Source organism: Pseudoclavibacter sp. AY1H1, from assembly GCF_002931055.1.
Taxonomy (GTDB): Bacteria; Actinomycetota; Actinomycetes; order Actinomycetales; family Microbacteriaceae; genus Pseudoclavibacter.
On sequence record NZ_PSXX01000001.1, the window covers coordinates 196,624 to 219,130 of the forward strand.

At 66.2% G+C, this 22,507-nt stretch carries 28 protein-coding genes; 15 read left to right on the forward strand and 13 right to left on the reverse strand.

Annotated features, from left to right (window positions below; genetic code table 11):
- The first annotated feature begins 143 nt into the window (after positions 1-143).
- Genes C5E05_RS00890 through C5E05_RS00900 form a run of 3 tightly spaced genes read left to right on the forward strand, consistent with a single transcriptional unit; the run spans position 144 to position 1,248 of the window.
- On the forward strand, positions 144-410 hold the full coding sequence (locus C5E05_RS00890) for a hypothetical protein (RefSeq protein ID WP_104340854.1): 267 nt from the start codon (positions 144-146) through the stop codon (positions 408-410).
- Positions 410-610, forward strand: coding sequence for a hypothetical protein (locus C5E05_RS00895; RefSeq protein WP_146080984.1), 201 nt, complete (start codon positions 410-412; stop codon positions 608-610). Before C5E05_RS00890 ends, C5E05_RS00895 begins: the two co-directional genes overlap by 1 nt.
- A complete protein-coding gene (locus C5E05_RS00900) occupies positions 610-1,248 on the forward strand; it encodes a molecular chaperone DnaJ (protein ID WP_104340856.1) in 639 nt (212 codons plus the stop codon). The genes C5E05_RS00895 and C5E05_RS00900 overlap by 1 nt, the downstream gene beginning before the upstream one ends.
- 56 nt (positions 1,249-1,304) lie before the next feature.
- Here C5E05_RS00900 and C5E05_RS00905 read toward each other — a convergent pair whose 3' ends face one another.
- Positions 1,305-1,688: a hypothetical protein gene (locus C5E05_RS00905; RefSeq protein WP_104340857.1), complete on the reverse strand. Its 384-nt coding sequence runs from the start codon at positions 1,686-1,688 to the stop codon at positions 1,305-1,307.
- Positions 1,689-1,871: 183 nt separating this feature from the next.
- On the opposite strand from C5E05_RS00905, the gene C5E05_RS00910 reads away from it, so the two are divergent.
- The gene (locus C5E05_RS00910; RefSeq protein WP_146080985.1) at positions 1,872-2,516 is read left to right on the forward strand and encodes a hypothetical protein; all 645 of its coding nucleotides are present in this window, start codon (positions 1,872-1,874) and stop codon (positions 2,514-2,516) included.
- Between the two features lie 122 nt (positions 2,517-2,638).
- Entirely contained in the window at positions 2,639-2,779 is a 141-nt protein-coding gene (locus C5E05_RS19975) for a hypothetical protein (RefSeq protein WP_181059273.1), read from the forward strand.
- A 204-nt stretch (positions 2,780-2,983) separates the two neighbouring features.
- Here the strand turns inward: C5E05_RS19975 and C5E05_RS00915 are convergent, their stop codons facing one another.
- Positions 2,984-3,748 (reverse strand): DUF4145 domain-containing protein, encoded by a 765-nt coding sequence (locus tag C5E05_RS00915; RefSeq protein ID WP_104340859.1) that lies wholly within the window; start codon positions 3,746-3,748, stop codon positions 2,984-2,986.
- Between the two features lie 27 nt (positions 3,749-3,775).
- On the opposite strand from C5E05_RS00915, the gene C5E05_RS00920 reads away from it, so the two are divergent.
- Entirely contained in the window at positions 3,776-4,099 is a 324-nt protein-coding gene (locus C5E05_RS00920) for a hypothetical protein (protein WP_104340860.1), read from the forward strand.
- Here the strand turns inward: C5E05_RS00920 and C5E05_RS00925 are convergent.
- A complete protein-coding gene (locus tag C5E05_RS00925) occupies positions 4,096-4,476 on the reverse strand; it encodes a hypothetical protein (protein WP_104340861.1) in 381 nt (126 codons plus the stop codon). The two genes, C5E05_RS00920 and C5E05_RS00925, sit on opposite strands and share 4 nt — an antisense overlap.
- Positions 4,477-4,643: 167 nt before the next feature.
- Between C5E05_RS00925 and C5E05_RS00930 the strand changes: the two genes are divergently transcribed.
- The 3 genes from C5E05_RS00930 (at position 4,644) to C5E05_RS00935 (ending at position 5,618) form a co-directional block, all read left to right on the forward strand.
- On the forward strand, positions 4,644-4,934 hold the full coding sequence (locus tag C5E05_RS00930) for a hypothetical protein (protein ID WP_104340862.1): 291 nt from the start codon (positions 4,644-4,646) through the stop codon (positions 4,932-4,934).
- Between the two features lie 7 nt (positions 4,935-4,941).
- Positions 4,942-5,109: a hypothetical protein gene (locus C5E05_RS19980; RefSeq protein WP_181059275.1), complete on the forward strand. Its 168-nt coding sequence runs from the start codon at positions 4,942-4,944 to the stop codon at positions 5,107-5,109.
- A gap of 164 nt (positions 5,110-5,273) precedes the next feature.
- Positions 5,274-5,618 carry a hypothetical protein gene (locus C5E05_RS00935; protein WP_104340863.1) on the forward strand — a complete coding sequence of 115 codons (345 nt, stop codon included), beginning with the start codon at positions 5,274-5,276 and terminating at the stop codon, positions 5,616-5,618.
- Here the strand turns inward: C5E05_RS00935 and C5E05_RS00940 are convergent.
- Complete coding sequence (locus C5E05_RS00940) at positions 5,615-6,067, reverse strand: hypothetical protein (protein ID WP_146080986.1); 453 nt, start codon at positions 6,065-6,067, stop codon at positions 5,615-5,617. The genes C5E05_RS00935 and C5E05_RS00940 overlap by 4 nt on opposite strands.
- A gap of 228 nt (positions 6,068-6,295) precedes the next feature.
- Here C5E05_RS00940 and C5E05_RS00945 point away from each other — a divergent pair, with 228 nt between their 5' ends.
- Complete coding sequence (locus C5E05_RS00945; protein WP_104340865.1) at positions 6,296-7,090, forward strand: GAF domain-containing protein; 795 nt, start codon at positions 6,296-6,298, stop codon at positions 7,088-7,090.
- Between the two features lie 299 nt (positions 7,091-7,389).
- Here the strand turns inward: C5E05_RS00945 and C5E05_RS19710 are convergent, their stop codons facing one another.
- The 5 genes from C5E05_RS19710 to C5E05_RS00965 all read right to left on the reverse strand — a co-directional run bounded on the left by C5E05_RS19710 (position 7,390) and on the right by C5E05_RS00965 (position 10,420).
- Positions 7,390-7,599 (reverse strand): hypothetical protein, encoded by a 210-nt coding sequence (locus C5E05_RS19710; RefSeq protein ID WP_146080987.1) that lies wholly within the window; start codon positions 7,597-7,599, stop codon positions 7,390-7,392.
- A gap of 214 nt (positions 7,600-7,813) precedes the next feature.
- Positions 7,814-8,326, reverse strand: coding sequence for a hypothetical protein (locus tag C5E05_RS00950; protein WP_146080988.1), 513 nt, complete (start codon positions 8,324-8,326; stop codon positions 7,814-7,816).
- Positions 8,327-8,596: 270 nt separating this feature from the next.
- Positions 8,597-9,241, reverse strand: a complete 645-nt coding sequence (locus C5E05_RS00955; RefSeq protein ID WP_104340867.1) for a DNA-3-methyladenine glycosylase I — start codon at positions 9,239-9,241, stop codon at positions 8,597-8,599.
- A 150-nt stretch (positions 9,242-9,391) separates the two neighbouring features.
- The gene (locus C5E05_RS00960) at positions 9,392-9,835 is read right to left on the reverse strand and encodes a septum formation family protein (RefSeq protein ID WP_146080989.1); all 444 of its coding nucleotides are present in this window, start codon (positions 9,833-9,835) and stop codon (positions 9,392-9,394) included.
- 9 nt (positions 9,836-9,844) lie between these two features.
- Entirely contained in the window at positions 9,845-10,420 is a 576-nt protein-coding gene (locus tag C5E05_RS00965) for a septum formation family protein (RefSeq protein WP_104340869.1), read from the reverse strand.
- A gap of 159 nt (positions 10,421-10,579) precedes the next feature.
- Between C5E05_RS00965 and C5E05_RS00970 the strand changes: the two genes are divergently transcribed.
- Positions 10,580-12,133, forward strand: a complete 1,554-nt coding sequence (locus C5E05_RS00970) for an MFS transporter (RefSeq protein ID WP_104340870.1) — start codon at positions 10,580-10,582, stop codon at positions 12,131-12,133.
- A 42-nt stretch (positions 12,134-12,175) separates the two neighbouring features.
- Here the strand turns inward: C5E05_RS00970 and C5E05_RS00975 are convergent, their stop codons facing one another.
- The 3 genes from C5E05_RS00975 to aroA are packed head-to-tail and all read right to left on the reverse strand — an operon-like array spanning position 12,176 to position 15,527.
- The gene (locus C5E05_RS00975) at positions 12,176-12,991 is read right to left on the reverse strand and encodes an inositol monophosphatase family protein (protein ID WP_104340871.1); all 816 of its coding nucleotides are present in this window, start codon (positions 12,989-12,991) and stop codon (positions 12,176-12,178) included.
- Between the two features lie 26 nt (positions 12,992-13,017).
- Positions 13,018-14,079, reverse strand: a complete 1,062-nt coding sequence (gene rsgA / locus C5E05_RS00980; RefSeq protein WP_104340872.1) for a ribosome small subunit-dependent GTPase A — start codon at positions 14,077-14,079, stop codon at positions 13,018-13,020.
- A 2-nt stretch (positions 14,080-14,081) separates the two neighbouring features.
- Positions 14,082-15,527: a 3-phosphoshikimate 1-carboxyvinyltransferase gene (aroA, locus tag C5E05_RS00985; protein WP_104340873.1), complete on the reverse strand. Its 1,446-nt coding sequence runs from the start codon at positions 15,525-15,527 to the stop codon at positions 14,082-14,084.
- 149 nt (positions 15,528-15,676) lie between these two features.
- Between aroA and C5E05_RS00990 the strand changes: the two genes are divergently transcribed.
- The 3 genes from C5E05_RS00990 to C5E05_RS01000 are packed head-to-tail and all read left to right on the forward strand — an operon-like array spanning position 15,677 to position 17,143.
- Positions 15,677-16,312: a sigma-70 family RNA polymerase sigma factor gene (locus C5E05_RS00990; protein WP_104241530.1), complete on the forward strand. Its 636-nt coding sequence runs from the start codon at positions 15,677-15,679 to the stop codon at positions 16,310-16,312.
- The gene (locus C5E05_RS00995) at positions 16,309-16,569 is read left to right on the forward strand and encodes a zf-HC2 domain-containing protein (protein WP_104330785.1); all 261 of its coding nucleotides are present in this window, start codon (positions 16,309-16,311) and stop codon (positions 16,567-16,569) included. Before C5E05_RS00990 ends, C5E05_RS00995 begins: the two co-directional genes overlap by 4 nt.
- A gap of 31 nt (positions 16,570-16,600) precedes the next feature.
- Positions 16,601-17,143 (forward strand): hypothetical protein, encoded by a 543-nt coding sequence (locus C5E05_RS01000; RefSeq protein WP_104340874.1) that lies wholly within the window; start codon positions 16,601-16,603, stop codon positions 17,141-17,143.
- An 80-nt stretch (positions 17,144-17,223) separates the two neighbouring features.
- On the opposite strand, the gene C5E05_RS01005 is transcribed toward C5E05_RS01000, so the two are convergent.
- Complete coding sequence (locus tag C5E05_RS01005) at positions 17,224-20,913, reverse strand: multifunctional oxoglutarate decarboxylase/oxoglutarate dehydrogenase thiamine pyrophosphate-binding subunit/dihydrolipoyllysine-residue succinyltransferase subunit (RefSeq protein WP_104340875.1); 3,690 nt, start codon at positions 20,911-20,913, stop codon at positions 17,224-17,226.
- A gap of 145 nt (positions 20,914-21,058) precedes the next feature.
- On the opposite strand from C5E05_RS01005, the gene C5E05_RS01010 reads away from it, so the two are divergent.
- The gene (locus C5E05_RS01010; RefSeq protein WP_104340876.1) at positions 21,059-22,498 is read left to right on the forward strand and encodes a GuaB1 family IMP dehydrogenase-related protein; all 1,440 of its coding nucleotides are present in this window, start codon (positions 21,059-21,061) and stop codon (positions 22,496-22,498) included.
- Positions 22,499-22,507: the final 9 nt, after the last annotated feature.

The following is a 22,507-nucleotide window of genomic DNA, read 5'->3' on the forward strand; positions in this document are numbered from 1 at the left end:
CGGCGACGCACGTCCGCCGTGCCTGGCTGGCCGAGTTCCTGCAACGCAAGCCCACCCTGACCACCGTCAGCCCGTTCATCGCGCTCACGTTCACCAGGCACCTCGGCTACTCGTTCATCTACAACGACGAGCCCTGCGAGCTCATGGGCCTCGAGTGGTCCAACGAGCGCGCAACTGACCCGCTCGCGCTGATGGTCGACCTGAACCCCACGAAGGCTCTGACGGTGACGCTCGCGATCGCCATCGGCAGCCGCGAAGACTCCGCGCATCCATCGGCCGCTGAGCAGCCCAGCCCCGGGACCCGCGCCTACCTGCAACAGCTCCAGAAATGGGGCTACACACTCTCCGCCATCGAAGAGCGAGCCGTCGACCTCGCGACCACCGATCCCACCGAAGAAGAGGGCGAATGATGCCCGAAGCAACTGACCTGAAGCTCGTCCAGGCCGCCCGCGACGTGCTCAGCAGTGCGCCTGTCACTGAATCCGTGGCCAGCATGCTCGAGCGGTTCGCGCTCGCTGAGCTCAGCCAAGAGCACGAGCTCTCACAGGGCCGAAAGCCCAAACCGCGCCTCGTGCTGCTGGCCGAAGACATCACGGACGGGGAGCGCTGATGACTTCGTGGCCTGACGAGCTCACCGTCGACCCTATAGGCGAGTGGCCCGGAACACTCACCCGCGCTCGCCGCCGCTCCGACTTCGCATCCACCTGGACGCAGACACTCGAACTCATGGACCGGGAGACGCGGATGCTCGGCGGGAAGAACGTCCACCTGCAGGTCGCCATCCCGCCGCAGCACTTCCGCCTCGACGGCCGTCCCCGAGCGATCGCGAAGGTCGAGCACCCCGGCGTGATCCTCACCCTCGACTCGAAGCACGGCGCCCTCAGCTACCCGTGCGACACGTTCGAGAACTGGCAGGACAACGTCCGGGCGATCGCTCTCGCACTCGAAGCGCTCCGCAAGGTCGACCGATACGGGGTCACCAGAGGCGGCGAGCAGTACCGCGGGTTCCTCGCCATCGATGCGGGATCGACGATGACCGTCGAGGGGGGGGCATGGAACCTCATTTTCCGCGCGGCGCTCGACGTCAGCGCCCCGTACGACTTCGAGCCGGAGGTCGCGGAGCGTGCCGTCCGCATCGCGAAGCTCAATACCCATCCCGACACGGGAGGCAGAGCCGAGGACTTCCAACGTGTCACCGAAGCCGAGCAGCACCTCCGAGAAGCAGGAGAGATCTATCGGGCGAGCTGACCGGACGTAGGAGGCCCGTGTCAGCATCGATAGGGGCCTCCGCGGCCAGCTCCGAATCAGTAAACGAACTCCATCGAGCGGAACTCCAGGTCATCCCATGCCCACTCGACCGTGATTCGAAGCGGGCGTACATTCTTATGAGCGATGGAAACCCACTGCCCTTTGACGATGGGCAGGGCCGGTCCGGTGATGCCGCCCAGCTGGACCGGGTGGTTAGCAGTCACCTTGAGCGAAACGAGCCGCCGGTCGTCCAGGTACTTGAGTTCAAGGAGAGTGGGTCCACCCTCACGCAGATGCCAAGGTGAGTCGAGCTTTTGCGGGACCAGGCCACCGAGCGATTTGTCCAGTACCAATCCAACTGCGGCCCCGAGTGTCGCATCCCCAAGTGACGTCGCGATCTCCGCACTAGTTCTGGCGTCAGGGCTGGCATCATCAGTCATAGAGCGAGCGTAGCTCTCATCTTGAGACTCCTCGGTGTGTCCTGCCGAGTCAACAGGCACGAGCAGGTCAAGTAGTCCGGCAACGCCGTCACCCCACCAGCAGCGCGCGACCTGTTCGCTGCTGTGGCCGGATCCCTCACCCTCGCGGCCTGACCGCGCTCCACTGGTCACTAGTCTGTGGGTGTGACTACCCCCCTACCGGTTGATTCCACCGCCGCAGCTCCACCTGACTGGGGCTTGACCCTCACGATCATCGGCGTTGGGATTGCAGTTCTTGGACTGATTCCCGCCTCTTTCGGTATCCGTTCCTACTACAAGGCACATCCAAAGCGACGAGTCGAGTACGTGGTCCAGAGCTTTCCGCTGATGAGGAAGCACGATTACAAGCACAAGGTGGTTGTGACCGTGTCAGGCTTCGCGATGCAGAACGCGTACATGCACGAGTTGACGATCTACTCCAGAAGTAGGGCCGACATCCCCTCGAGCTTCTTCGACGCTGGCGCCCCGATCCGCTTCATGGTGGAACGGGAAGGGACTGTCATCGCGGAGCCAAGCGTCGGGCAGATCGCTCTAGAAGCCGAAGGTTTCGGCTTTAGTGAGGGCGGCTCGGACGAGTTCTACTTCGACGTTCCGGCGCAAAAGATTGAGAAGAACGCGGAAGTCAGGGTTGCATTTCTCACTGACGGACCTATGGCGATCACCGTCACGAATCCGCTCATTGACATTGAGGTGAGAGAAGCGCTACCCGCGAGCCTGGCGAGTTCGACGTCATCGGTCATCATCGAAGCCATGATTTTCGCCCTGAAGCCGTTCAACATTTTCCGCTGATTCGTGCCTCACCTGAGATAATCAACCTCATGAGTACTGAGTCGACCTATCTCACAACGCGTGCAGCAGCACGTCGCGTGAATAGGTCGGTTCGTTCTATCCGGCGGTGGCGACGCCAGGGCATGAAGATCCGCATGGACGGCCGTCGTATGGAGGTCGAGCTCGAAGAGCTGCTCACCTGGTGGAGGGACATGACCTTCCGCGACCCGGCCACCCATTACCGGATCCGACGTCGTCAGAAAGAACTTTCCGGATCGAGTTGACACGGGACCCGTGTCACCCTGTTTACTCAAGATCGACACATTTTCACGAAGACCCGAAGCGACTCCCGCTCGGCGCTTTCGCATTTCCGGTCCGTGCACGTCCATGAGTCGGTAGGCTGCGGGGCGCAAGCTCAGCGTGGTGTCGAATCGAGCATCGAGGGAAGTGGGCCCGCCGATGTGGGGACGTCGGCGGGCCTTATTCAGTCAAAGGTTGTGTCCGGACTCAGCAGCCTTACGTTCCGCGCTCTCTCGAACTCCAGGCGGCAGCATGTCGTAGAGATTCTTGGATTGAGCCGGTCGCGTCACTAGTTCGTCTACGAGCTCATTGATGGCGCCGAAGATCACGTCGACGAGTTCCGTGGCTTCCTCCGACATGTAGATCGTCTTGATGTCGCTTTCTTGGCTGTGCAGGGTGCTGTTGCCAAGGACGCGCAAAGCTGTGAGCACCTCCCACATGCGTCTGTTTACGAGACCGGACAGTGAGGCAATCAACTCGTCGAGTGAAGCACGTGGCTGCTCAGGAGTCAGCTCGCGTAGCAGGCTTTCCAGTGAAGCGCGAGCAAGGGCTGCGGCTGCACGCCTGGATACGGGGTAAGTGTTGCGAGCCTCCTCGTACAGCTCGCGCGCGTCTGGCGGCATGTCAACGTGCGGCCGATCGACGCTTGAAGACAGAGGAAATACAAGCTGTCCCTGGCGCCAAACCGCGCCTTTCTCGCATCCCACGCAGGTTGAGCCGAACCACCTGTGCGGTACATCGTCCTCGCTCAAAAAGCCGCCGCGGATTAAATCGGGGTGGAGAGTGAGCTGATGCCCTTGGACCACCATGGCCCCGGGCTCATCATCGAACGGCCAAGAGCCGGTCCCCATGCGCACTTCGAGTCGAGACCAAACGTGATAGGTCAGCGCGTGGCAATTAGGGCACTTGAATGTGGGCGATCCAGGGCCGTAAGAGGGAGTTCCAGATGTCATGCGGTGAATCTAACGGGTGGAGACCACATGGGGAAGAAGCACACCAGCACTCGCCAAGGCCGCAAGAACAAGATCGGCTTCCGGGAGGAGTGCGCCGCGCACATCAACGAGGACGGCACCAAGGGCGCGCCCTGCTGGATCTACACCATGGCGATCGACTACGACGCCTCCTGGGACGACTTCAAGAACGACAGCCGCTTCCAGCGCGACCACTTCTACCCGGTGAGCACGCACCCGCACCTCGAAGAAGACCCGACGAACTGGATGCCCTCACACGCCGGATGTAACCGCGAGCGCAGCAACAAGGCACCACGGGCGGGCCTCGCTCCGCCTTCTAGACAGTGGACCTAGCAGACACCGATTCCGTCGGCGCGAGTGACCTCCGCGAGCGGGACCTGATTGAGGTCGGCGACGATGACGCCCTGCAGGTTCGGCTCGAACGGGCACGAGAGCTTTAGGATCGTCAGCGCGACCTGTTGCGGGTCGACGGGGTTCTGCGCGAACCACACGAGCACCTTGCCGTCACCCGCATCGGGGACCTCGCCGATGAAGCACGGCCAGTCAAGGGAAGTGCCGGCGTTGCCGCCGCGGGCGTCCTGGTAGGACACCAAGCCGAACTCGGCCTTCAGCGACCCATCGACGGACGCGGCGACGCCCGGAGCCTCAGGCTCAGCAGTCGCCGTCTCAACGGGCGCCAGAGTCTCTGCCGGCTGCGTGGCCTCAGCCACCGGCTCCTCAGTGGGCGTGGGGGGAGCTGTTCGATGCAACACCGAACACGACGAGCGCGGCGCGAGCTGTCGATCCACCCGTACCTCAAGGCGCTCTTCCTCTGCGCCTACCTGCTGGCGATCGTGCTCGGCCTCGCCGCGCTCATCCCCCTCCCACCTCCATCGAGGTGGAGATCGGGCCAGCCCTCACCACGGCCTGGGGGTGGATCTCCCTTGCCGCTGGAGTCATCGGCAACCTCGCGGTCCTCCCGGGGTGGTGGTGGGCGGAGAAAGGCGCCTGCGGGCTCCTCCTCCTTGGCCTGGGGATCTACCTCAGCACGGTCATCTACCTGCAGGTCACCGGCTCCGGCAACCGGTGGGCACAGATGACGCTCTTCGGCTTCGGCATCATCATTGCCGCGTTCCGCATCGCCCAGACATGGAAGTACGCGTACGAGCCTCGACCGAAACTGAGGTAACCCCCGAATGGACCTCGAGACGCTCCGAGTCGTCGGCACGCTCGCGACGGCCTTCGGCGTCGGGTCAGTCATCTGGCCCGCCACGAAGTACGTCTACCGACGCCTGACTGGCCGAGCCCAGCAGATCCGCAATGACGTCGACAAGGCGCATGAGCTGGTCGAGAAGGCCCGGTAGGCCACCGACCGCGAAGCGCGGCGTCGCCGCAAGGTCGAGGAGTTCGCGTCGCTCCTGGTCCGCCGACTCATCGCCGCCGAGTGCGTTGACGAGAACACGATCCCGCCCTGGCCGGAGTACCAGCCAGACACCGACACCACCCCCACACAGAAGGAGTAACCCACATGTCACTCATCCCAGATCCCGCCGAGACGTACGGCGAGCACGGCGAGCGCACAGTGAAGCCTGCCGCCGAACAGCGCGACGCTGACCTCGAACGCGATCCGCTCGCCGCCGGCACCCACGTCGCCGCTGCCAAGGCAGGCATCCGCACCGGAGCGCAGACAGCAAGCACCTCCTTCGCGGGCTACGCGATCACCTCCCAGGCCGTGACCTGGGGCGACGTCGGAGCACAAGGCGTCGGCCTCGTCATCGCGCTCGGCTCCGCGCTCCTCACCGGAGTCGCGGCCGGCACCGTCAGCTACCTCAGTTTCATCGGCAAGGGCGTCCCCGCCGAGTACCGCGTCTAACTTGCTTGACGCTCGTCTCGCAGGGTGGCGCGATCACGTGAGTAGAGAACTGCCCACGCGGAACCAATGATGAAGAAGAAATGGAACACGAGGAGCAGGGCATCCCAGTTGCTGCTCTGCAGGCGTTCCAGGTTCCAGTCATTGCGGCCGAGCGTCACAAGAAACACCACAATGTTGACGCCGCCGTAGCTCAACCCGTACGAGAGCCAGGACTTCGCGCCCGCTCCCTCGAACCTGCGCTTGTACTCGATCACACTCTGATCTCGAACGGAAGCCAGATCGCTCTTGGCCGCCCCGCTGCCGGCTCCCTCGACACTTTTGTTGAGCAGCTCGATACGTCTGAGTGCGATCGGCTGCGCGAGTAGACCTATGACGATTGGTATCAATGCGGCCACCACGACACCACCAGCACCGAGTAGGGCGGGCAGCCAGAAAGCTCCGTTGTCCATACCCACAGTCTGATACATGACTTCGCCCCCTCTCGCTGAAGCGATCCCGGACACCCGGGACGAAGCTTCGCGGGAGGGGGTGTCCTCGATTACCCGAGCGTCGGCGCACGATGCTGTGTGTTGGCTGTAGGTTAACCTCTCGTGTCCAGGTCACGTCGTCTAGATAGCGCCGGCAAGCGCCTGCCTCGGCGATCGTTCAAGACGTGGGCACACGATCTCCTCGAGAAGATGATCGAGAAGGGGGCATGGGTACCCGCTGCGCTGGTTCTCACGGCCGAGATCGTCAGCTTCGTCGCCGGTGTCATTGCGGGTTTCGTGTGGGTGCCTTTCGGGGAGGATCACCCCGAATGGACGTGGCATAACTACCTCGCGCTGGGCCTCGTGCTATTCGCGGCGTTGGGGCTGCTGGCTGCGTTCGGGATCACGAAACTCACCCAGGCCGCGCGGTCCGCAGCGGTAGAAGAAAAGAACGCGGAGAAACTGACCGCGGATGAGAACATCCAAGAAGCAGTGATTCCCACTATGCGGTCGCTCGCCAAGCTTGCCAGTCGCCCATCAGACCAGCGTGCGGAGCAGTTCAGCAAGACCATCAACAACGTCATGATGTCGAGGCCTCTCCTCTTCCCGAAAAAGAACACCCGCATGATCATTTATCAGGTTGTGGACGAGCGGAACAAGTCCCGACGCTTGGAATCGGTCGACTTCTACGGTCGACGTGCTAACAAGCCGCGGGGATTCAAGGACAAGGATCGCGGGCGCGGGCAACGCGTGTTCGAGTGGCTTGACGCAGACGACGCGCAGCCGCGGTTCATTCCTGACGTTCGACAGGAACCGGACTTCGACACGACAGAAGCCAACGGGTACCTGACGTACATCTCGGTCCCCATCGTTTCGGACGGCACAGTCAGGGGCATGTTGAGTGTGGACGCCCCCGACTCAGGAGACTTGGACGAAACAGACATCCCGATGCTGGAAGTTTTGGCATACGCTCTTGCCACGGCCTTCGTACTTCGTCAACGCTGACGGTTTCGTGGTTCCGTCTCCTTCGGCGGTTTCACGGATCCCACCACACTTCGTTGTCATACACTCGATGCAAGGAGGACACGATGCAAGAAAAGTTCAACGTCAAAACTCCATCCGCTCGTGAGCGAGCCAAGCTCGAAGCGAAGCGTGAAGCGGAACGCGCCGCACGCCGCAAGGAACGCGAACAGCTCATCCGCGATGAGGACTCCCGACGACGGTCCCGAAGACTAGCCGCTAGCTACTAGCGGAGTGACAGCAACCGCCCCACCTCCTCAGGGAGGTGGGGCGGTTCCTTGTTCCTACGAGTCGATCCGCTCCAGCTTCGCGAACTCATGCAGCTCGACTGCGCCGGTGTCGGGGAAGTGGACGTACCAGGCTTCGATTTGGGCTGAGTTGCCTACATCTAGGAGAGCGCCACGCTGCCCGCCCATGGCGGCGAGCTGCCCGACGCGTTCGGTGCCTCGAATTTTGACGCGTTCTCCGGGTACCGGATACTTATAAGCAGTCATATTTTGTGCCTCTTCTCATCATGGTTCGGGTAGCGACGCCCGCAACCCACATCCTGTCAGGCGACTGCAACGACCCGGCACTCCGGGCACCGCATGCGCTCGCCAAGGTCGAAGAGCACGAGGCACCGCGGGCACCTCGGCCAGCCGATGAAGTCGTCGTCCATGTCGGGAGCGTCGCCGTGCGAGGCCCTCCATGACGGGGCTGTGGAGAAAATCACCACCCCTTCTTCCCCGTCGCGCGCTGCGCCATGTAGAGCAACGCGACCGACAGCTCGGAAACCAGTCGTTGAGCAGCGAGCGCGTCACCCTCGAGCGTGACCGTGTCGCGGATCTGCGCGTTCCCGTGGGAGATCGCCCACTCCTCTTCGCTCATAGTCCCGACCTCGAGCGCGTGCCGAACCTCCGAACGCACGCCACCTTCCGTCACCCACTGCAGCAGCTCAGGCCACGCGTCGAACACGACGAGCGGTTCGAGGAGGATCGGCTCGTACGTGTCGCCGTCGACGGTGGCCGGCGCCGGCACGAGTTCGCCGTCGACGTCTCGCAGTGGGGGAGTCTCACCCCAGAGAATCCAGGACAGGCCGTCGACGGGCCTCGTCGCCACCGGACGCCAGCACACGATGCGCTTCGTCCACTTCGAGTCGACCCGCTCGCGGACCGTCTCGCACCGCAACGACAGCGACTCGAGGGCGACTTCGGCAGTGACCTGCACAGCTGGTTCGTTCATGCGGGGATGCTCGCACAGGCCACCGACAAGGACCGGAGCGTGCCCACATTCTGCCCACACTTCGCGAAACCTGACCCACCCTCGGGACCCCCTCGACCCCTCTCAAACCCTGAAACGACTGGCCTCAGCAGATGGCTCTCACCGTTCCGGGGTCCCGGCGCGAGTTCGATTCCCCCCATCTCCACGAAACCCACGTCATGAGCGAAGGCCCCGACTGCCAGGTCATCGCCACGGCAGCCGGGGCACTGTTGTCTCTGCGGGTGACGCTGCTCAGCTCTCCGGCCACACCCCAGAGGTGCCGCGCCTGTGGCTGCCGACAAGGTGCGTGTCCACGACGCCGATGGCTTCCATGAGCGCGAAGAGGTTGGTCGGTCCGACGAAGCTGAAGCCGCGCGCTTTGAGCTGCTTTGTCAGCCACTTCGACTCCTCGCTGCTGCTCGGGACCTCGGCAACGGTCGTGGGCCTCGGCGTCACCTGCGGCTTCGCGCTCCAGACCAGCTCGTGCAGCGGTTCGCTCTCGCGAAGGGCGATCGTCGCGCGCGCGTTCTTGATGATCGACGAGATCTTCAGACGGTTGCGGATGACACCCGCGTCGAGCATCAGCCGCTCGAGGTCCCCGTCACCGAACTCGGCGACGGCATCGACGTCGAAGCCGCTGAATGCGGCGCGGAGAAGTGGACGACGCTGCAGGATGAGCCGCCACGAGAGCCCGGATTGGAAGATCTCCAGGCAGAGCCGTTCGAACACGCCTCGCTCGTCAACGATCGGCATGCCCCACTCCGTGTCGTAGTAGTCCATCAGCATCTGATCCTGGCTCGCCCAGGGCGGGCGGGCCAGCCCATCTTCGCCGATCACGAGCTCTGTCGAGGCACTCGCCGAGGGGAGCGCTGCGGTCGGCTGGGTGGATGCTGGCATGGGTCTTTCCCCTCCGGACGCGGAATCCTGCAATCTCCGCGAACCGGGACGGACGCGAACGGCACTGATCGAGAACCTGCTGTGTCGAGAACGGTACCCGGAGCCTCCGACACCCAGCCGCGCTTGTCCACAGCCAACCGAGCGAAACAGCTAGCTCCCCGCTGGCACGTGCGAGCCGGTCAGCTCCGCGCCGTCGCTGCTCGCGACCAGACAGGCGAGGTCGCGGTCTCCCTCGGCCCAGCTCGCCTCACTCGGCACGAGGTGCAGGGCGGTGAGCCCCGCCGTGGCATCGGAGCCGAGCCCGGCGAAATCTGCGGCGCACCGTGCGTCAGCCTCGGCCGTCAGAGCCTCCTCGCCGGGGAAGTCCTCGCCCAGCTCCGAGGGCGCGATGGACAGCACCTGGTAGAGATGCGGGGTGCCGCAGGACCCAGCGATCGTGGCAACCGTCTGCTCCGCATTCGACGAGAAGCAGTCACCGGCCGACAGCTCCGTGATCGGCACCATCCGAGGCGCATCTGGTGAAGCCGTGCAGGCCGTCAGCGCGGCTCCCGCGAGGAGCGCGGTCAGGAGCGTTGCGGGGAGTCGGTGAGCCACGCTCCCAGGCTAGTTGGCTGAGCCCGCTGCCGTGCCAGCTGTCGGCTGGCCGTCCACGGGAGTCACGATGCAGAGGACCTCGCGGTCGCCGCCACCCCACGACTCCGCGCTCGGCACGATGCCGGTGTAGTTCCAGCTCGTCAGGAAGGGCTCGGCGCCGATGAATCCGGTGAAGGCTGCCGAGCAGATGTCCTGGAGCGCCGTGTCCACCGCGGCGTCGCCCGGGAAATCGGCTCCACCCTGCATGTCTTCCGTGTGGTACGCCTCGAAGGTGTGCAGCGAGTCGCAGTTCGGGAACAGCTCGGCGTCATCGGCACCGGACTCGAGGTCGAAGCAGTCGCCCACCTGGAGATCTTCGATGCCGGTCATCGTCCCTGCGACCGCCGTCGGCGTTGGCGTGGCGGTCTCGCTCTCCGTCGGCGTGGTCGTCGACGACTCGGTCGCCTCTGCCGTCGACGAGGTCGTCACCACCGGGTCCGAGCCGCCACCCGCGAGGGTCGTGACCAGCGTGCATCCGCTGAGCAGGAGGAGGGCGCTGAGCCCAAGGGACGCGCCTGCGGCGCTTCGTACGGCGGCGGTTCGCATCGTTGCTCCTCGTGGGGGTGTACGTGGTCCAGAGCTCCATGCCGCTCCCGGAGTCGCGACTGGACCAGTCTATTGCCGCATTCCCGAAGATCACCACTGAGGCCCCGACCGGCGAAGCGGCCCATGCGGTTCCCGAGAGCGGCGTACCATGTGCTCCATATGCCACGAGACGCGACTTCCCCCAAGCAGCGGTCAGACGAACAGCTCGATGCGACCTCACCGTCGTCCGCGTCGTCGCCATCCACGCAGGAGGCATCGCGCTGGCCAGCCTTCGCCGTGTGCGCGGCGGTTGCGGTCCTCACGATCCTGGACCTCGCCAAGGTCAACGTGACCCTCGGGCCGATCGAGCACACCCTCGGGGCCGCCTCATCCGACGTGCAGCTCATCGTGGCCGGCTACGTTCTCGCGTTCGGCATCCTCCTCGTCCCCTCGGGCAGGCTCGGCGACCTCTGGAATCGCAAGCGCCTGTTCCTTATCGGCCTCGTCGCGTTCGGACTCGCCTCGCTCGTGTGCGCGCTGAGCGTCACGACGGAGATGCTCATCGGCGGGCGCATCCTGCAGGGATTCGCGGCCGGTATCCTCATGCCCCAGGTGCTCGGACTCATCCAGCAGCTCTTCACGGGGCAGGAGCGAGGCAGGGCCTTCGGCATCTTCGGCGCCATCGTGGGCCTCGGCACGGCGTTCGGGCCGACCATCGGCGGGCTGCTCATCGGCCTCCTCGGGGAAGAGGCGGGCTGGCGCTGGACCTTCGCGATGAACGTTCCCCTCGCGCTCATCGTGCTCCCGTTCGCCTGGCGGCTCCTGCCCTCGAAGCAGGAGGTCGCCCGAGGGCAGACCCTCGACCTCTTCGGCGTCGCCCTTCTGGGCCTGGCCGTGCTCACGACGATGCTGCCCTTCGTCCTCACCTCGGGACGCGACACCGACAACCCCGCACGGTGGTGGCTGCTCGCACCGGCGGTCGCCCTCTTCGTCGGCTTCATCCTCTGGGAACGGCGCTACCTCCGTCTCGGCAAGACCCCCGTCGTCGACTTCGCGCTCTTCCGCACGCCCTCATATCGCTACGGGGTGCTCATCACGACGCTCTTCTTCGCGGCTATGCCGGTCGGCTTCCTGCTCGTGACGCTATTCCTCCAGCAGGGACTCGGACATCCGGCCGTGCTGGTCGGAGCAGTCTCGGTGCCATACGCCCTTACGTCCGCCGTGGTCGCCGCGGTGTCGGGCAAGTGGACGTTCCACCACGGTGCGACGCTCGTCGCTGTCGGCGTCGCCCTCTTCGCGGTGGGCTACGCCGTGGTGCTCGTCGTCACCCAACTGGCTGAACCGGAGCTCTCGCCGTACCTGGTGAGCGCCGCCCTCATCATCTCCGGAGCGGGGGCGGGGCTCGTCATGGGGGCGAACCAGATGCGGATGCTGCTGCACGTTCCCGTCGAACAAGCCGGCATCGCAGGCTCGTTCGCGCAGGTCGGTCAGCGCCTCGGGAATGCGATGGGGCTCGCGATCGGCAGCTCCGTCTTCTTCGCTGGCGTCGCGGCACTGCAGGTCGCGGGAACGGGCCCGGACACGAGCTCGCCCGTGGTGCAGGAGGCGTACAAGGCGTCCGTCGCGGGCGGGCTCATCGTCGTCATCGGCCTGTCCTGCATCACGCTCGTGGTCGCCATCATCGACCTCGTCGGCCACCGCAGACGCCAGCGCGCCCAGCCAGCGGGGGAGTGAACCGCGCGGGCCGGGACCCGGGCGGAGATCAGCGAGCCGAGGTCAGCGAGCGGCGAGCGCCTTGAGTGCCTGCTCGTGCATGAGCCCGTTCGTGACGAGGGCGCTCCCGTGCCACGGCCCCTCCTCGCCATCCATGCTCGTGAACGTGCCGCCGGCTTCGACGACGATCGGCACGATCGCGGCCATGTCGTACGGCTGCAGATCGAACTCGCCCGCGACCTCCATTGCACCTTCCGCGACCAGCATGTACGACCAGACCTCGCCGACCGCGCGCGTGCGCCACACGGCGCGGCTGAACTCCAGCAGCTGCGCTGAACGCCCCGCTTCGTCCCAGCCCTTGAGGCTGTTGTAGCTGATGGAGGCGCGTTCGAGCTCGTCGACGGCGCTCACCTGGATGCGCCGGTCCGTCGCGACGTCGCTGTCGCTGAGGTCGTCATCGAGATACGCGCCCTGGCCTGTCGCGCCCCACCACCGGCGGTTGAGGCCAGGCGCCGAGACGACGCCCACCTCGGGGACGCCGTCGATGACGAGGGAGATGAGCGTCGCCCAGATCGGGATGCCGCGCATGAAGTTCGCCGTGCCGTCGATCGGATCGATGATCCACTGTCGGCGGGAGGTGCCGTGCGAGCCGTACTCCTCGCCCAGGATGGCGTCGCTTGGACGCGTCTCCGCGAGACGCGAGCGCAGCGCCTGCTCGACAGCGCGGTCCGCATCCGTCACCGGCGTGCGGTCCTCTTTCTCGTACACCCCGAGCGAGCGAGAGTTGAAGTGCTTCATCGAGATCGCGTCGGCGATGTCGGCGAGCTCTCTCGCGAGGCGAAGATCGGAGGAGAGCGGATGCAGGAGTTCGGTGGCCACCAGCTCAGCCTAGGCCAGCCCGGTGATCAGTAGGCGGTGTCCGCCGCCTGATCGAGGGAGAGGAACAGGCGTCGCAAGGAATCGAGCCTGGCGATTCCCGCCTCGTCGAGCTCCCCGTCACGCACGGCGTCGTCGAGCGCGCAGTCCGGGGCGTCGGCCCGGTGCGTGCAGCCTCGAGGGCACTCCTCGGCGATCGCGGAGAGCTCGGTGAAGCCCTCCAGCACGTTGTCGCGGTTCACGTGTCCGAGGCCGAAGGAGCGGACGCCCGGGGTGTCGATGATCCAGCCCGTGTGCCCGTCCGAGTCCTCGACGCGGACCGCGAGCGTGGAAGAGGAGGTGTGCCGACCACGACCGGTGACCGCGTTCACGACACCCGTCTCGCGAAGTGTGCCGGGGACCAGGGCGTTGACGAGGGTCGACTTGCCGACGCCCGAGTGGCCGACGGCCACGGTCGTGTGCCCGGTGAGGGCTGCGCGGAGCTCCTCGATGGGCTCACCGCCGGGACGCGACTCGAAGACCTTCACGCCGAGGGGCTCGACGAGCGCACGGAGCTCATCCGCAGGCGCCACGTCGGTCTTCGTCAGCACGAGGAGCGGTTGGATGCCGGCGTCGAGCGCAGCGACGAGGTAGCGGTCGATGAGTCGAGGCCGCGGCTCGGGCTGGGCCGTCGCGGCGACGATGAGCATCTGATCGGCGTTCGCGACGATGACGCGCTCGACCTGATCGGTGTCGTCGGCGCTGCGTCGGAGCAGCGTCTTGCGCTCGCAGATGCGGACGATGCGGGAGAGGCTGCCGGTGTCGCCGGTCGTGTCGCCGACGAGGTCGACGAGGTCGCCCGTCACGATCGCCGTGCGGCCGATCTCTCGCGCCTTCGCGGCGGTGACCGTGCGTTCCTCTGGCGTCCCCTCGTCGAGGAGCACCGTGTAGCGGCCACGGTCGACGGTGACGACGCGCCCCGTCACCGCATCGCTGTGCTTCGGGCGCTGCTTGGACCTGGGCTTGTTTGCCTTGGGGTTCGGACGGACACGGATGTCCTCCTCGTCCCAGTCGCCGTAGGCGTCGAACGCGTCGCCGAGTGAACGGGACACGGTCAGATGGCGAAGGCCGCGAGGTCGACGCTGCCGTCGTCCTCGCCCTCATCCGGGTCGCTGTGCGTGCCCTGGTCGAGCATGTCCTGCCAGAGCTGCACGAACTGGGGCAGGGTCTTGTTCGTCGCGTGGATGTCGTCGACCGTGACCCCTGCGATGGCGAGACCGACGATGGCACCCGACGTGGCCATGCGGTGGTCCTCGTAGCTTCGCCATTCGTGCGCCGTGCGCGCTCCGGGAACGATCTCGAGTCCGTCTTCGAGCTCTGTGACCTCGCAGCCGATGCCGCGCAGCTCCGCCGCGATGGCCGCGACGCGGTCGGTCTCGTGACCGCGGAGGTGCGCGATCCCCGTGATGCGGCTCGTGGTCGTGCACAGCCCGCACAGCGCTGCCAGGTTCGGGGCGAGCTCACCGGCCTCGGAGAGATCCAGGTCGACACCGGGCACCTCGGCTCCCTCGGCGATGCCGCGCTCGACCGTGCAGGTGAGCACGCCGTCCTCGACCGAGATGTTCGCGCCGAACAGGGGGAGGAGATGCTGGAGGTGCGAACCGACCTGCGTGGTCGAATCCGGCCAGTCCTCGATCGAGACGCTGCCGCCAGCGACGATCGCGGCGATCAGGAACGGCTCTGCGTTGGAGAGGTCCGGCTCGATCGTCAGCTCGCGTCCGTCGATGGCGCCGGGCTCGGCCCGCCAGGTGCCTGGCGTCGAGTCGTCGATGTCGACGCCGCGCTCGCTCAGCGCCGCCAGCGTCATGTCGATATGCGGCTGGCTCGGAACCCGATCGCCGGAGTGGATGAGCGTGAGCCCGTCCGTGAAGCGCGCGCCCGCCATGAGCAGCCCGGAGACGAACTGGCTGGAGGCTCCCGCGTCGATCGTGATCTCGCCGCCAGCGACCTCGCCGGTGCCGTACAGCGAGAAGGGCAGGCCGCCCCTGCCGTCGTCGCGCACTTCCACGCCGAGCGCCTTGAGCGCATCCACCGTGCCCTTCATCGGGCGTCGGCGTGCGGCCTCATCGCCGTCGAAGGCCACTGGGCCGAGCGCGAGGGATGCGAGCGGGGGAACGAACCGCATGACCGTGCCCGCGAGACCGCAGTCGATCGAGACGCCGCCTTCGAGCTCACCGGGCGTGATCTCGAGATCGTTCCCGAACCGCCCGTCGCCGGGCACCTCGGTGATCTGGGTGCCGAGCTGCCGAAGCGCGTCGATCATGAGCTCCGTGTCTCTGGCCCAGAGCGGATGCCGGAGCTTCGAGGGCCCCTCCGCCAGCGCCGAGAGCACGAGCTCGCGATTCGTGAGGCTCTTCGACCCGGGGATCTGCAGGCGCGCGTCGATCGGCGAAGTCGCCGTCGGAGCCGCCCACGGACCGTCGCCGAGGGTCAGCGGCTCGCTGCCCTCGTCATCTTGGTACAGGTCGAAGCGTGGTCCGGAATAGCCAAAGATCTCCATTGGTTGACAACGATACCGCCACACACGCGCGCACCACCCGGAAATGCGTTTCCGCCTGACATCGAAGAGGAGGGCAGCCCTTGCCGACAACGCTCGCGCCGCCGAGGCGTCAAGCCGCTGAGCGGCGCACGGCAGTACACTCACGCGTAATGAGTGAGCAGAAGTCGCCTCAGGCGACCCCAGACCAGGACGAACTCCGGCAGCTGTTCGAGGAGCAGGCGCTGCAGTACATCGACCAGTTGTACGCGGCGGCCATGCGCATGACTCGGAACCCCGCGGATGCGCAGGATCTCGTGCAGGAGACCTTCGTGAAGGCCTTCGTCGCGTTCGCTCGCTTCGAGCAGGGCACGAACCTCAAGGCGTGGCTGTACCGCATCCTCACGAACCTCTTCATCAACTCGTACCGCAAGAAGCAGCGGGAGCCGTATGCCAATGCGCTCGAGGACCTCGAGGATTGGCAACTGGGCGGCGCCGAGTCGGCGACCGCGCAGACGTCGTCGCGGTCGGCTGAGGCCGAGGCGATCGACCACCTTCCCGATTCGACGGTGAAGGACGCCCTCCAGGCGATCCCGGAGGACTTCCGCCTCGCGGTCTTCCTGGCGGATGTGGAGGGCTTCTCCTACAAGGAGATCGCAGACATCATGAAGACCCCCGTCGGCACCGTCATGTCGCGGCTCCACCGCGGCAGGCGTCTGCTTCGCGATCGCCTCACCGGCTACGCGAGGGAGAACGGCATCATTCCGCCCCTGGACGGGGACGAGCAGGAAACAGGGAGCAAGAAATGACCGATTGCGGTTGCGAGAAAGCGAAGGACGCCCTCGAGGAGTACCTGCGCAACGAGCTCGCCAGTACGGATGCGAGCGACATTCGTGAGCACCTCGAGCACTGCAAGGACTGCGAGAGCGAGCTGCACGTGAACCGCTCGCTCATGGAGGTCGTGCAGCGAGCCTGCAAGGAACGCGCCCCGGAGGAACTGCGGCTGCACGTGCTCGACCAGCTCCGCAGCATCCAGCGCTCGCACGGCACGCCCGTCGCGAACTGAGCCGAGCAGCACCGAGACGACCGCGCGGCAGATGACTGCAGACCCGAACGATCACGCCTGGCGCGCCCTGTCGAAGCGGGTCGGCGAAGCGGCAGCCGAACTGGATGCGCGGGCTGCCAGGCGTGAGACGCTCGGCGAGCTCGTCGAGCGCCGTTCCGTGCTCGGGATCCGTCGCGGGCCCGTCATGCGACGTGTCTCCAGCGTCTGGCGACTGCGCGAGCTGCTGCTGGACGACCAAGGCGGGCTGTACCGGGTCGGTTCGGTCATTCGCGTCGCCAAGCAGCCCGACCACTACAGCGAGCAGTCAGCCCTCGCCGCCGAGCGTCGCCGCGTCCAGCTGGCCGCGCTGCGCTCGGGTTTCGAGGTGGGCGAGACCGTCAACTACGGGGCGACGCCGATCCTGCTCTCCGACGGCCTGGGGGCCGACGCGCACCCGGGGCTGGAAGTCGTCGACGGCGAGGTCGTCCTGCACTGGGGTGCCGTTCCCGGCGCCCAGGCGGGTCTCGGCGCCGGCAGCTCGAGCGCGCTCGCCGCGTACCTCGACGACGCCGTTGCGCTCCTGACCGGTCGTTAGCCACATACGCACGCTCATGACGAAGACGCCCGCCCGATTGCTCGGAGCGGGCGTCTTCGTCGTGCAGACGGCGTCGAAGCCTAGTCGGCGAGAACGCCCTCGATGAGCTCAGCCTGCTGACGCTGGTGAGCCTTCATCGTGCCCACGGAAGGTGCCGAGGACTCCGGTCGTGTGACGGCTCGGATCGTGCGTCCCTCGAGCATGGGGGCGAGGTGCGTGCGGATGAACGGCCACGCTCCCTGGTTCTCCGGCTCGTCCTGCGCGTAGACGATCTCCGCGTTCGGGTACTCGGCGAGGATGCGGTTGATCTCTTCACCTGGCATCGGGTAGAACTGCTCGAGACGCACGAGCGCGACGCTCGTGTCCTCGCGCTTGTCGAGCTCCGCACGCAGGTCGTAGTGCAGCTTGCCCGCGTGCAGCACGACGCGGCGCACAGCCGCCTTGTCCGTGATCCGCTCGTCATCGAGGACGGGGCGGAACGAGCCGTTCGTGAAGTCCTCGACCGGCGAGACGGCGCTGCGGAGACGCAGCATCGACTTCGGCGTGAAGATCACGAGTGGCTTGCGGGGACGCGCGTACGCCTGGCGGCGCAGCAGGTGGAAGTGCGACGCCGGCGTGGACGGCATCGCGACCGTCATGTTCTCTTCCGCGGCGAGCGTCAGGAAGCGCTCGATGCGCGCCGACGAGTGGTCGGGGCCCTGGCCCTCGTAGCCGTGTGGGAGCAGCAGCACGACGCTCGAGCGCTGGTTCCACTTCTGCTCGGACGCCGAGATGAACTCGTCGATGATGGTCTGCGCGCCGTTGACGAAGTCACCGAACTGCGCTTCCCAGAGCACGAGCGCGTCAGGTCGCTCGACCGAGTAGCCGTACTCGAAGCCCAGCACCGCGTACTCGCTGAGGAACGAGTCGTAGATGGAGATCGGTGCCTGGTTGTCGCTGAGGTTCGACAGCGGCAGCCAGTTCTGGCCGTTGAGGCGATCGTGGAAGAGCGCGTGGCGCTGCACGAACGTGCCGCGGCGCGAGTCCTGGCCCGACATGCGCACCGGCGTGCCCTCCATGAGGAGCGAGCCGAGCGCGAGGAGCTCGCCGAATGCCCAGTCGATGCCACCGTCTCGGCTCATCTGCTCCCGCTTGGAGAGCACCGCCTTGAGCTTCGTGTGCACCGAGAAGCCCTCTGGCGGGTTCCCGTGCGCGTCGCCGATGATCTCGACGACCTCGCGTGCGACGGCGGTCGAGTCCGGCTCGGAGCGGTGGTTCTCCTCGCGAGAGCCGACGGCTGAGAGCTCGGCCGCGGAGATGGGCGTCGACTGCGTCTGCGCCTGGTGGGTCTCCGCGAAGGCGCGCTCGAGGCGGTCGTGGAAGTCCTTCTGCGCCGCGTCGAACTCGTCCTGCGTGATGTCACCACGGCCGACGAGGGCTTCCGCGTAGAGCTTGCGGACCGAGCGCTTCGCCTCGATGAGGTTGTACATGAGGGGCTGCGTCATCGACGGGTCGTCGCCCTCGTTGTGGCCACGGCGACGGTACGAGATGAGGTCGATGACGACATCGCGCTTGAAGCGCTGGCGGTAGGCGAACGCGAGCTCGGCGACGCGAGCCACCGATTCGGGGTCGTCGCCGTTCACGTGGAAGACGGGAGCCGAGATGGCCTTCGCGACGTCGGTCGAGTACATCGACGAGCGGGCGTCGCGCGGGGTGGTCGTGAAGCCGACCTGGTTGTTGATGTTCACGTGGATCGTGCCACCCGTGCGGTAGGCGCGGAGCTGCGACATCTGCATCGTCTCGTAGACGACACCCTGGCCGGCCATCGCCGCGTCACCGTGGATGAGGATCGGCAGCACGGCGTCTCGGCCGTCGGACTTGCGGTCGATCTTGCCGCGCACGATGCCCTCGAGCACGCCGTTCACCGCCTCGAGGTGCGAGGGGTTGGCGGCGAGGTAGACGGGGATGGTCGCGCCGGAAGCCGCCGTGAAGGTTCCCTCGATGCCGAGGTGGTACTTCACGTCGCCGGAGTTGCCGCGTCCGGAGCTGGACTGCACGCCCTCGAACTCGCGGAAGATCTGCCCGTAGGTCTTCCCCGCGATGTTCGTGAGGACGTTGAGGCGACCACGGTGGGCCATGCCGATGGCGACCTCGTCGAGGTCCTCCTCCGCTGCGCCCTGGATGATCGTGTCGAGCAGCGAGATGACCGACTCGGATCCCTCGAGGGAGAAGCGCTTCTGGCCGACGTACTTCGTCTGCAGGAAGGTCTCGAACGCCTCAGCCTCGTTGAGCTTGTTGAGGATGCGCATCTGCTCTTCGTGCGTGGGCTTCGTGTACGGGTGCTCAAGCTCGTCCTGGAACCAGGCGCGCTGCTCCGGGTCCTGGATGTGCATGTACTCGATGCCGATCGTGCGGCAGTAGGAGTCGCGCAGGATGCCGAGGATGTCGCGGAGCTTGAGCATCCGCTGGCTGCCGCCGAAGCCGTCCGCGACGAACTCGCGCTCGAGGTCCCAGAACGTGAGTCCGTGATTCTCGATCTCGAGGTCGGGGTGCGTGCGCTGCACGTACTGCAGCGGGTCGATGTCCGCCATCATGTGGCCGCGGACGCGGTACATGTTGATGAGCTGCTGCACGCGCGCCGTCTTGTTGATGGAAGCGGCGAGGTCGACGTGCACGTCCTGCGACCACACGACGGGCTTGTACGGGATGCGCAGCGAGGCGAAGATCTCCTCGTAGAAGTTGTGCTTGCCCGTGAGGTGCTCGTGCACGATCTTGAGGAACTCGCCGGAGCCGGCGCCCTGGATGACGCGGTGGTCGTAGGTGCTCGAGATGGTGAGGCGCTTCGAGATGGCGAGGTCGTCGAGGACGTGCTGCGCCATGCCCTGGTAGGGGGCCGGGTAGTCGAGGGCGCCGGCACCGATGATGGCGCCCTGCCCCTTCATGAGCCTCGGGACGGACTGGAGGGTTCCCATGCCGCCCGGGTTCGTGAGCGAGATGGTGGTGCCCGCGTAGTCGTCTCCGCTGAGCTTGTTCTGGCGTCCGCGCTTGATGAGCTCCTCGTACGCCCCGAGGAACTCGCGGAAGTTGAGGGTCTCGGCCTGCTTGATGCTCGGCACGACCAGGGCGCGGGTTCCGTCCGGCTTCGGCACGTCGATCGCGATGCCGAGGTTGACGTGCGCTGGCTCGATGGCGGATGGCTTGCCGTCGATCTCGTCGTAGTAGACGTTCATGCTGGGGAACTTGATGAGCGCCTTCACGAGCGCCCAGCCGATGAGATGCGTGAACGAGACCTTGCCGCCGCGGGTCCGCCGGAGGTGGTTGTTGATCACGATGCGGTTGTCGATCATGAGCTTCGCGGGGATCTCGCGGTAGCTCGTTGCCGTCGGCACCTGCAGGGAGATGTCCATGTTCTTGGCGATGGCCTTCGCCATGCCCTTGAGGGGCGACACGATGTTCTCGCGCGACGGGGCCTTCTCCTTGTCAGCGGCGGGTGCATCCGCTGGGATGAGCTTCTCCTGAGGGGCCGCGGCAGTCGTCTTCGCCTGCTTGCGAGCCTCACCGTCGGCCGCTGGCTTCTTCGCCTCAGCCGCGGGAGCCGGAGCCGCGGGCGCCGTCTTCGCGGGAGCAGCACCCTGCTGCTTCGCGTACTGCTCGAGCGTCGGCCACCAGGCCTCGTCTACGCTCTTCGGGTCCTTGACGTACTTTTCGTACATCTCCTCGACGAGCCAGTCATTGGCTCCGAAATCGGACTTTGCTTCGTCTGTACCCGCACTGGTCAAATGACTCGCCACCTGAGTTCGTCTCGCGTTCGTCTAGTGATGCGGGACGCGCCGAATCTGGGCGGCGACCCCATCGAGTGACAAGCCTAACGCCCTTGGCGGGCGCTCTGCGCGAAAGTGGGGTGAGGAGGGGGCTCCGCAAAGTAATCTGGAGGCCATGCACTTCTCTGGTCCTGCCCCTCACCACGAGCTCACCTACTCCGATGTGTTCCTCATTCCGAGTCGTTCCGACGTGGGTTCGAGACTCAACGTCTCGCTCGCCCCGGACGACGGGACCGGCATGACGATTCCGCTGGTCGCCTCGAACATGAACGCGGTCACCGGGCCCCGCATGGCAGCCGCCATAGCGCGCCGCGGCGGCCTCGGAGTCCTTCCCCAGGACATGTCGCTGGAGGAGCTGCAAGCCGCCATCCGCTGGGTGAAGTCGCAGGATCCGGTGCTGGACACTCCGTTCACGGCGAAGGGCGAGGCGACGGTCGGCGACGTGCTCGAGCTCGTGCCGCCGGTGGCCGGCTTCGGCGTCTCGGTGCTCGGGCCCACCGGAGATGTGCTGGGAGTCCTGCAGGCCTCGACCCTCGCGCGTGTCCCGAGTGACGCCGTGCTCGCCGACCTCAGCCACCACTTCGTCGATGAGATCCCCGTCTCGCTCGCGCGCGACTCGCGCGCGGTCTTCAACTCGTTCGCCGAGACCGGGTCGAACTTCGCCCCCGTCCGGACCGAGGCCGGCGAGGTCGCGACGGTCACCTCGGGCGGTGCCCTCCGCAGCACGATCTACCGCCCTGCGCTCGATTCGCAGGGACGCCTGCGTGTCGCGGTGGCCGTCGGCGTGTCGCGCAACGCGCTCGAGCGCGCTCGGGCACTCGTGGAAGCCGGTGCCGACGTCCTCGTGCTCGACACGGCGCACGGCCACCAGGGGAGCATGCTGCGCGCCATCGAGGCGGTTCGCGGCGCGGAGCTCGGTGTTCCCATCGTCGCCGGGAACGTGGTGAGCGGAAGCGGAGTCCACGACCTCGTGTCGGCCGGGGCGAGCATCATCAAGGTCGGCGTCGGACCGGGTGCGATGTGCACGACCCGCATGATGACGGCCGTGGGTCGTCCGCAGTTCTCGGCCGTGCTGGAGACCTCGGAGACGGCGCACGCGCTCGGGGCACGCGTGTGGGCGGATGGGGGAGTGCGCTACCCGCGCGACGTCGCGCTCGCGCTCGCCGCGGGAGGCTCCGCCGTCATGATCGGCTCGTGGTTCGCCGGCACCGTCGAAGCGCCTGGCACGGTGCGGACGGACGAGTCGGGCAACTGGTTCAAGGAGTCGTTCGGCATGGCGTCGACCAAGGCCGTCGAGGCACGGTTCGGTGACCTCGAGCCCTACGAGCGCGCCCGCAAGCTGCTCTTCGCGGAAGGGATCTCGTCCTCGAAGATCATGCTCGACCCGAAGCGTCCAGGTCTCGACGACCTGATCGACATGATCACGACGGGCGTTCGCTCGTCCTTCACCTACGCGGGCGCCGACTCGCTGCCCGAGTTCCGCCAGCGCGCGAAGGTCGGCATCCAGTCGGCCGCCGGCTACGAAGAGGGCAAGGCCCTCCCGGTGTCCTGGTAGTCGCGGTCG

What these genes read in the sequence shown, in the direction of transcription:
- C5E05_RS00890 (WP_104340854.1), top strand. Translation starts at nt 144, where the DNA reads ATGGGCCTCGAGTGGTCCAACGAGCGCGCAACTGACCCGCTCGCGCTG.
- C5E05_RS00895 (WP_146080984.1), top strand. Translation starts at nt 410, where the DNA reads ATGCCCGAAGCAACTGACCTGAAGCTCGTCCAGGCCGCCCGCGACGTG.
- C5E05_RS00900 (WP_104340856.1), top strand. Translation starts at nt 610, where the DNA reads ATGACTTCGTGGCCTGACGAGCTCACCGTCGACCCTATAGGCGAGTGG.
- C5E05_RS00905 (WP_104340857.1), bottom strand. Translation starts at nt 1,688, where the DNA reads ATGACTGATGATGCCAGCCCTGACGCCAGAACTAGTGCGGAGATCGCG.
- C5E05_RS19975 (WP_181059273.1), top strand. Translation starts at nt 2,639, where the DNA reads ATGAAGATCCGCATGGACGGCCGTCGTATGGAGGTCGAGCTCGAAGAG.
- C5E05_RS00915 (WP_104340859.1), bottom strand. Translation starts at nt 3,748, where the DNA reads ATGACATCTGGAACTCCCTCTTACGGCCCTGGATCGCCCACATTCAAG.
- C5E05_RS00920 (WP_104340860.1), top strand. Translation starts at nt 3,776, where the DNA reads ATGGGGAAGAAGCACACCAGCACTCGCCAAGGCCGCAAGAACAAGATC.
- C5E05_RS19980 (WP_181059275.1), top strand. Translation starts at nt 4,942, where the DNA reads ATGGACCTCGAGACGCTCCGAGTCGTCGGCACGCTCGCGACGGCCTTC.
- C5E05_RS00935 (WP_104340863.1), top strand. Translation starts at nt 5,274, where the DNA reads ATGTCACTCATCCCAGATCCCGCCGAGACGTACGGCGAGCACGGCGAG.
- C5E05_RS00940 (WP_146080986.1), bottom strand. Translation starts at nt 6,067, where the DNA reads ATGGACAACGGAGCTTTCTGGCTGCCCGCCCTACTCGGTGCTGGTGGT.
- C5E05_RS00945 (WP_104340865.1), top strand. Translation starts at nt 6,296, where the DNA reads ATGATCGAGAAGGGGGCATGGGTACCCGCTGCGCTGGTTCTCACGGCC.
- C5E05_RS19710 (WP_146080987.1), bottom strand. Translation starts at nt 7,599, where the DNA reads ATGACTGCTTATAAGTATCCGGTACCCGGAGAACGCGTCAAAATTCGA.
- C5E05_RS00950 (WP_146080988.1), bottom strand. Translation starts at nt 8,326, where the DNA reads ATGAACGAACCAGCTGTGCAGGTCACTGCCGAAGTCGCCCTCGAGTCG.
- C5E05_RS00955 (WP_104340867.1), bottom strand. Translation starts at nt 9,241, where the DNA reads ATGCCAGCATCCACCCAGCCGACCGCAGCGCTCCCCTCGGCGAGTGCC.
- C5E05_RS00965 (WP_104340869.1), bottom strand. Translation starts at nt 10,420, where the DNA reads ATGCGAACCGCCGCCGTACGAAGCGCCGCAGGCGCGTCCCTTGGGCTC.
- C5E05_RS00970 (WP_104340870.1), top strand. Translation starts at nt 10,580, where the DNA reads ATGCCACGAGACGCGACTTCCCCCAAGCAGCGGTCAGACGAACAGCTC.
- aroA (WP_104340873.1), bottom strand. Translation starts at nt 15,527, where the DNA reads ATGGAGATCTTTGGCTATTCCGGACCACGCTTCGACCTGTACCAAGAT.
- C5E05_RS00990 (WP_104241530.1), top strand. Translation starts at nt 15,677, where the DNA reads ATGAGTGAGCAGAAGTCGCCTCAGGCGACCCCAGACCAGGACGAACTC.
- C5E05_RS00995 (WP_104330785.1), top strand. Translation starts at nt 16,309, where the DNA reads ATGACCGATTGCGGTTGCGAGAAAGCGAAGGACGCCCTCGAGGAGTAC.
- C5E05_RS01000 (WP_104340874.1), top strand. Translation starts at nt 16,601, where the DNA reads ATGACTGCAGACCCGAACGATCACGCCTGGCGCGCCCTGTCGAAGCGG.
- C5E05_RS01010 (WP_104340876.1), top strand. Translation starts at nt 21,059, where the DNA reads ATGCACTTCTCTGGTCCTGCCCCTCACCACGAGCTCACCTACTCCGAT.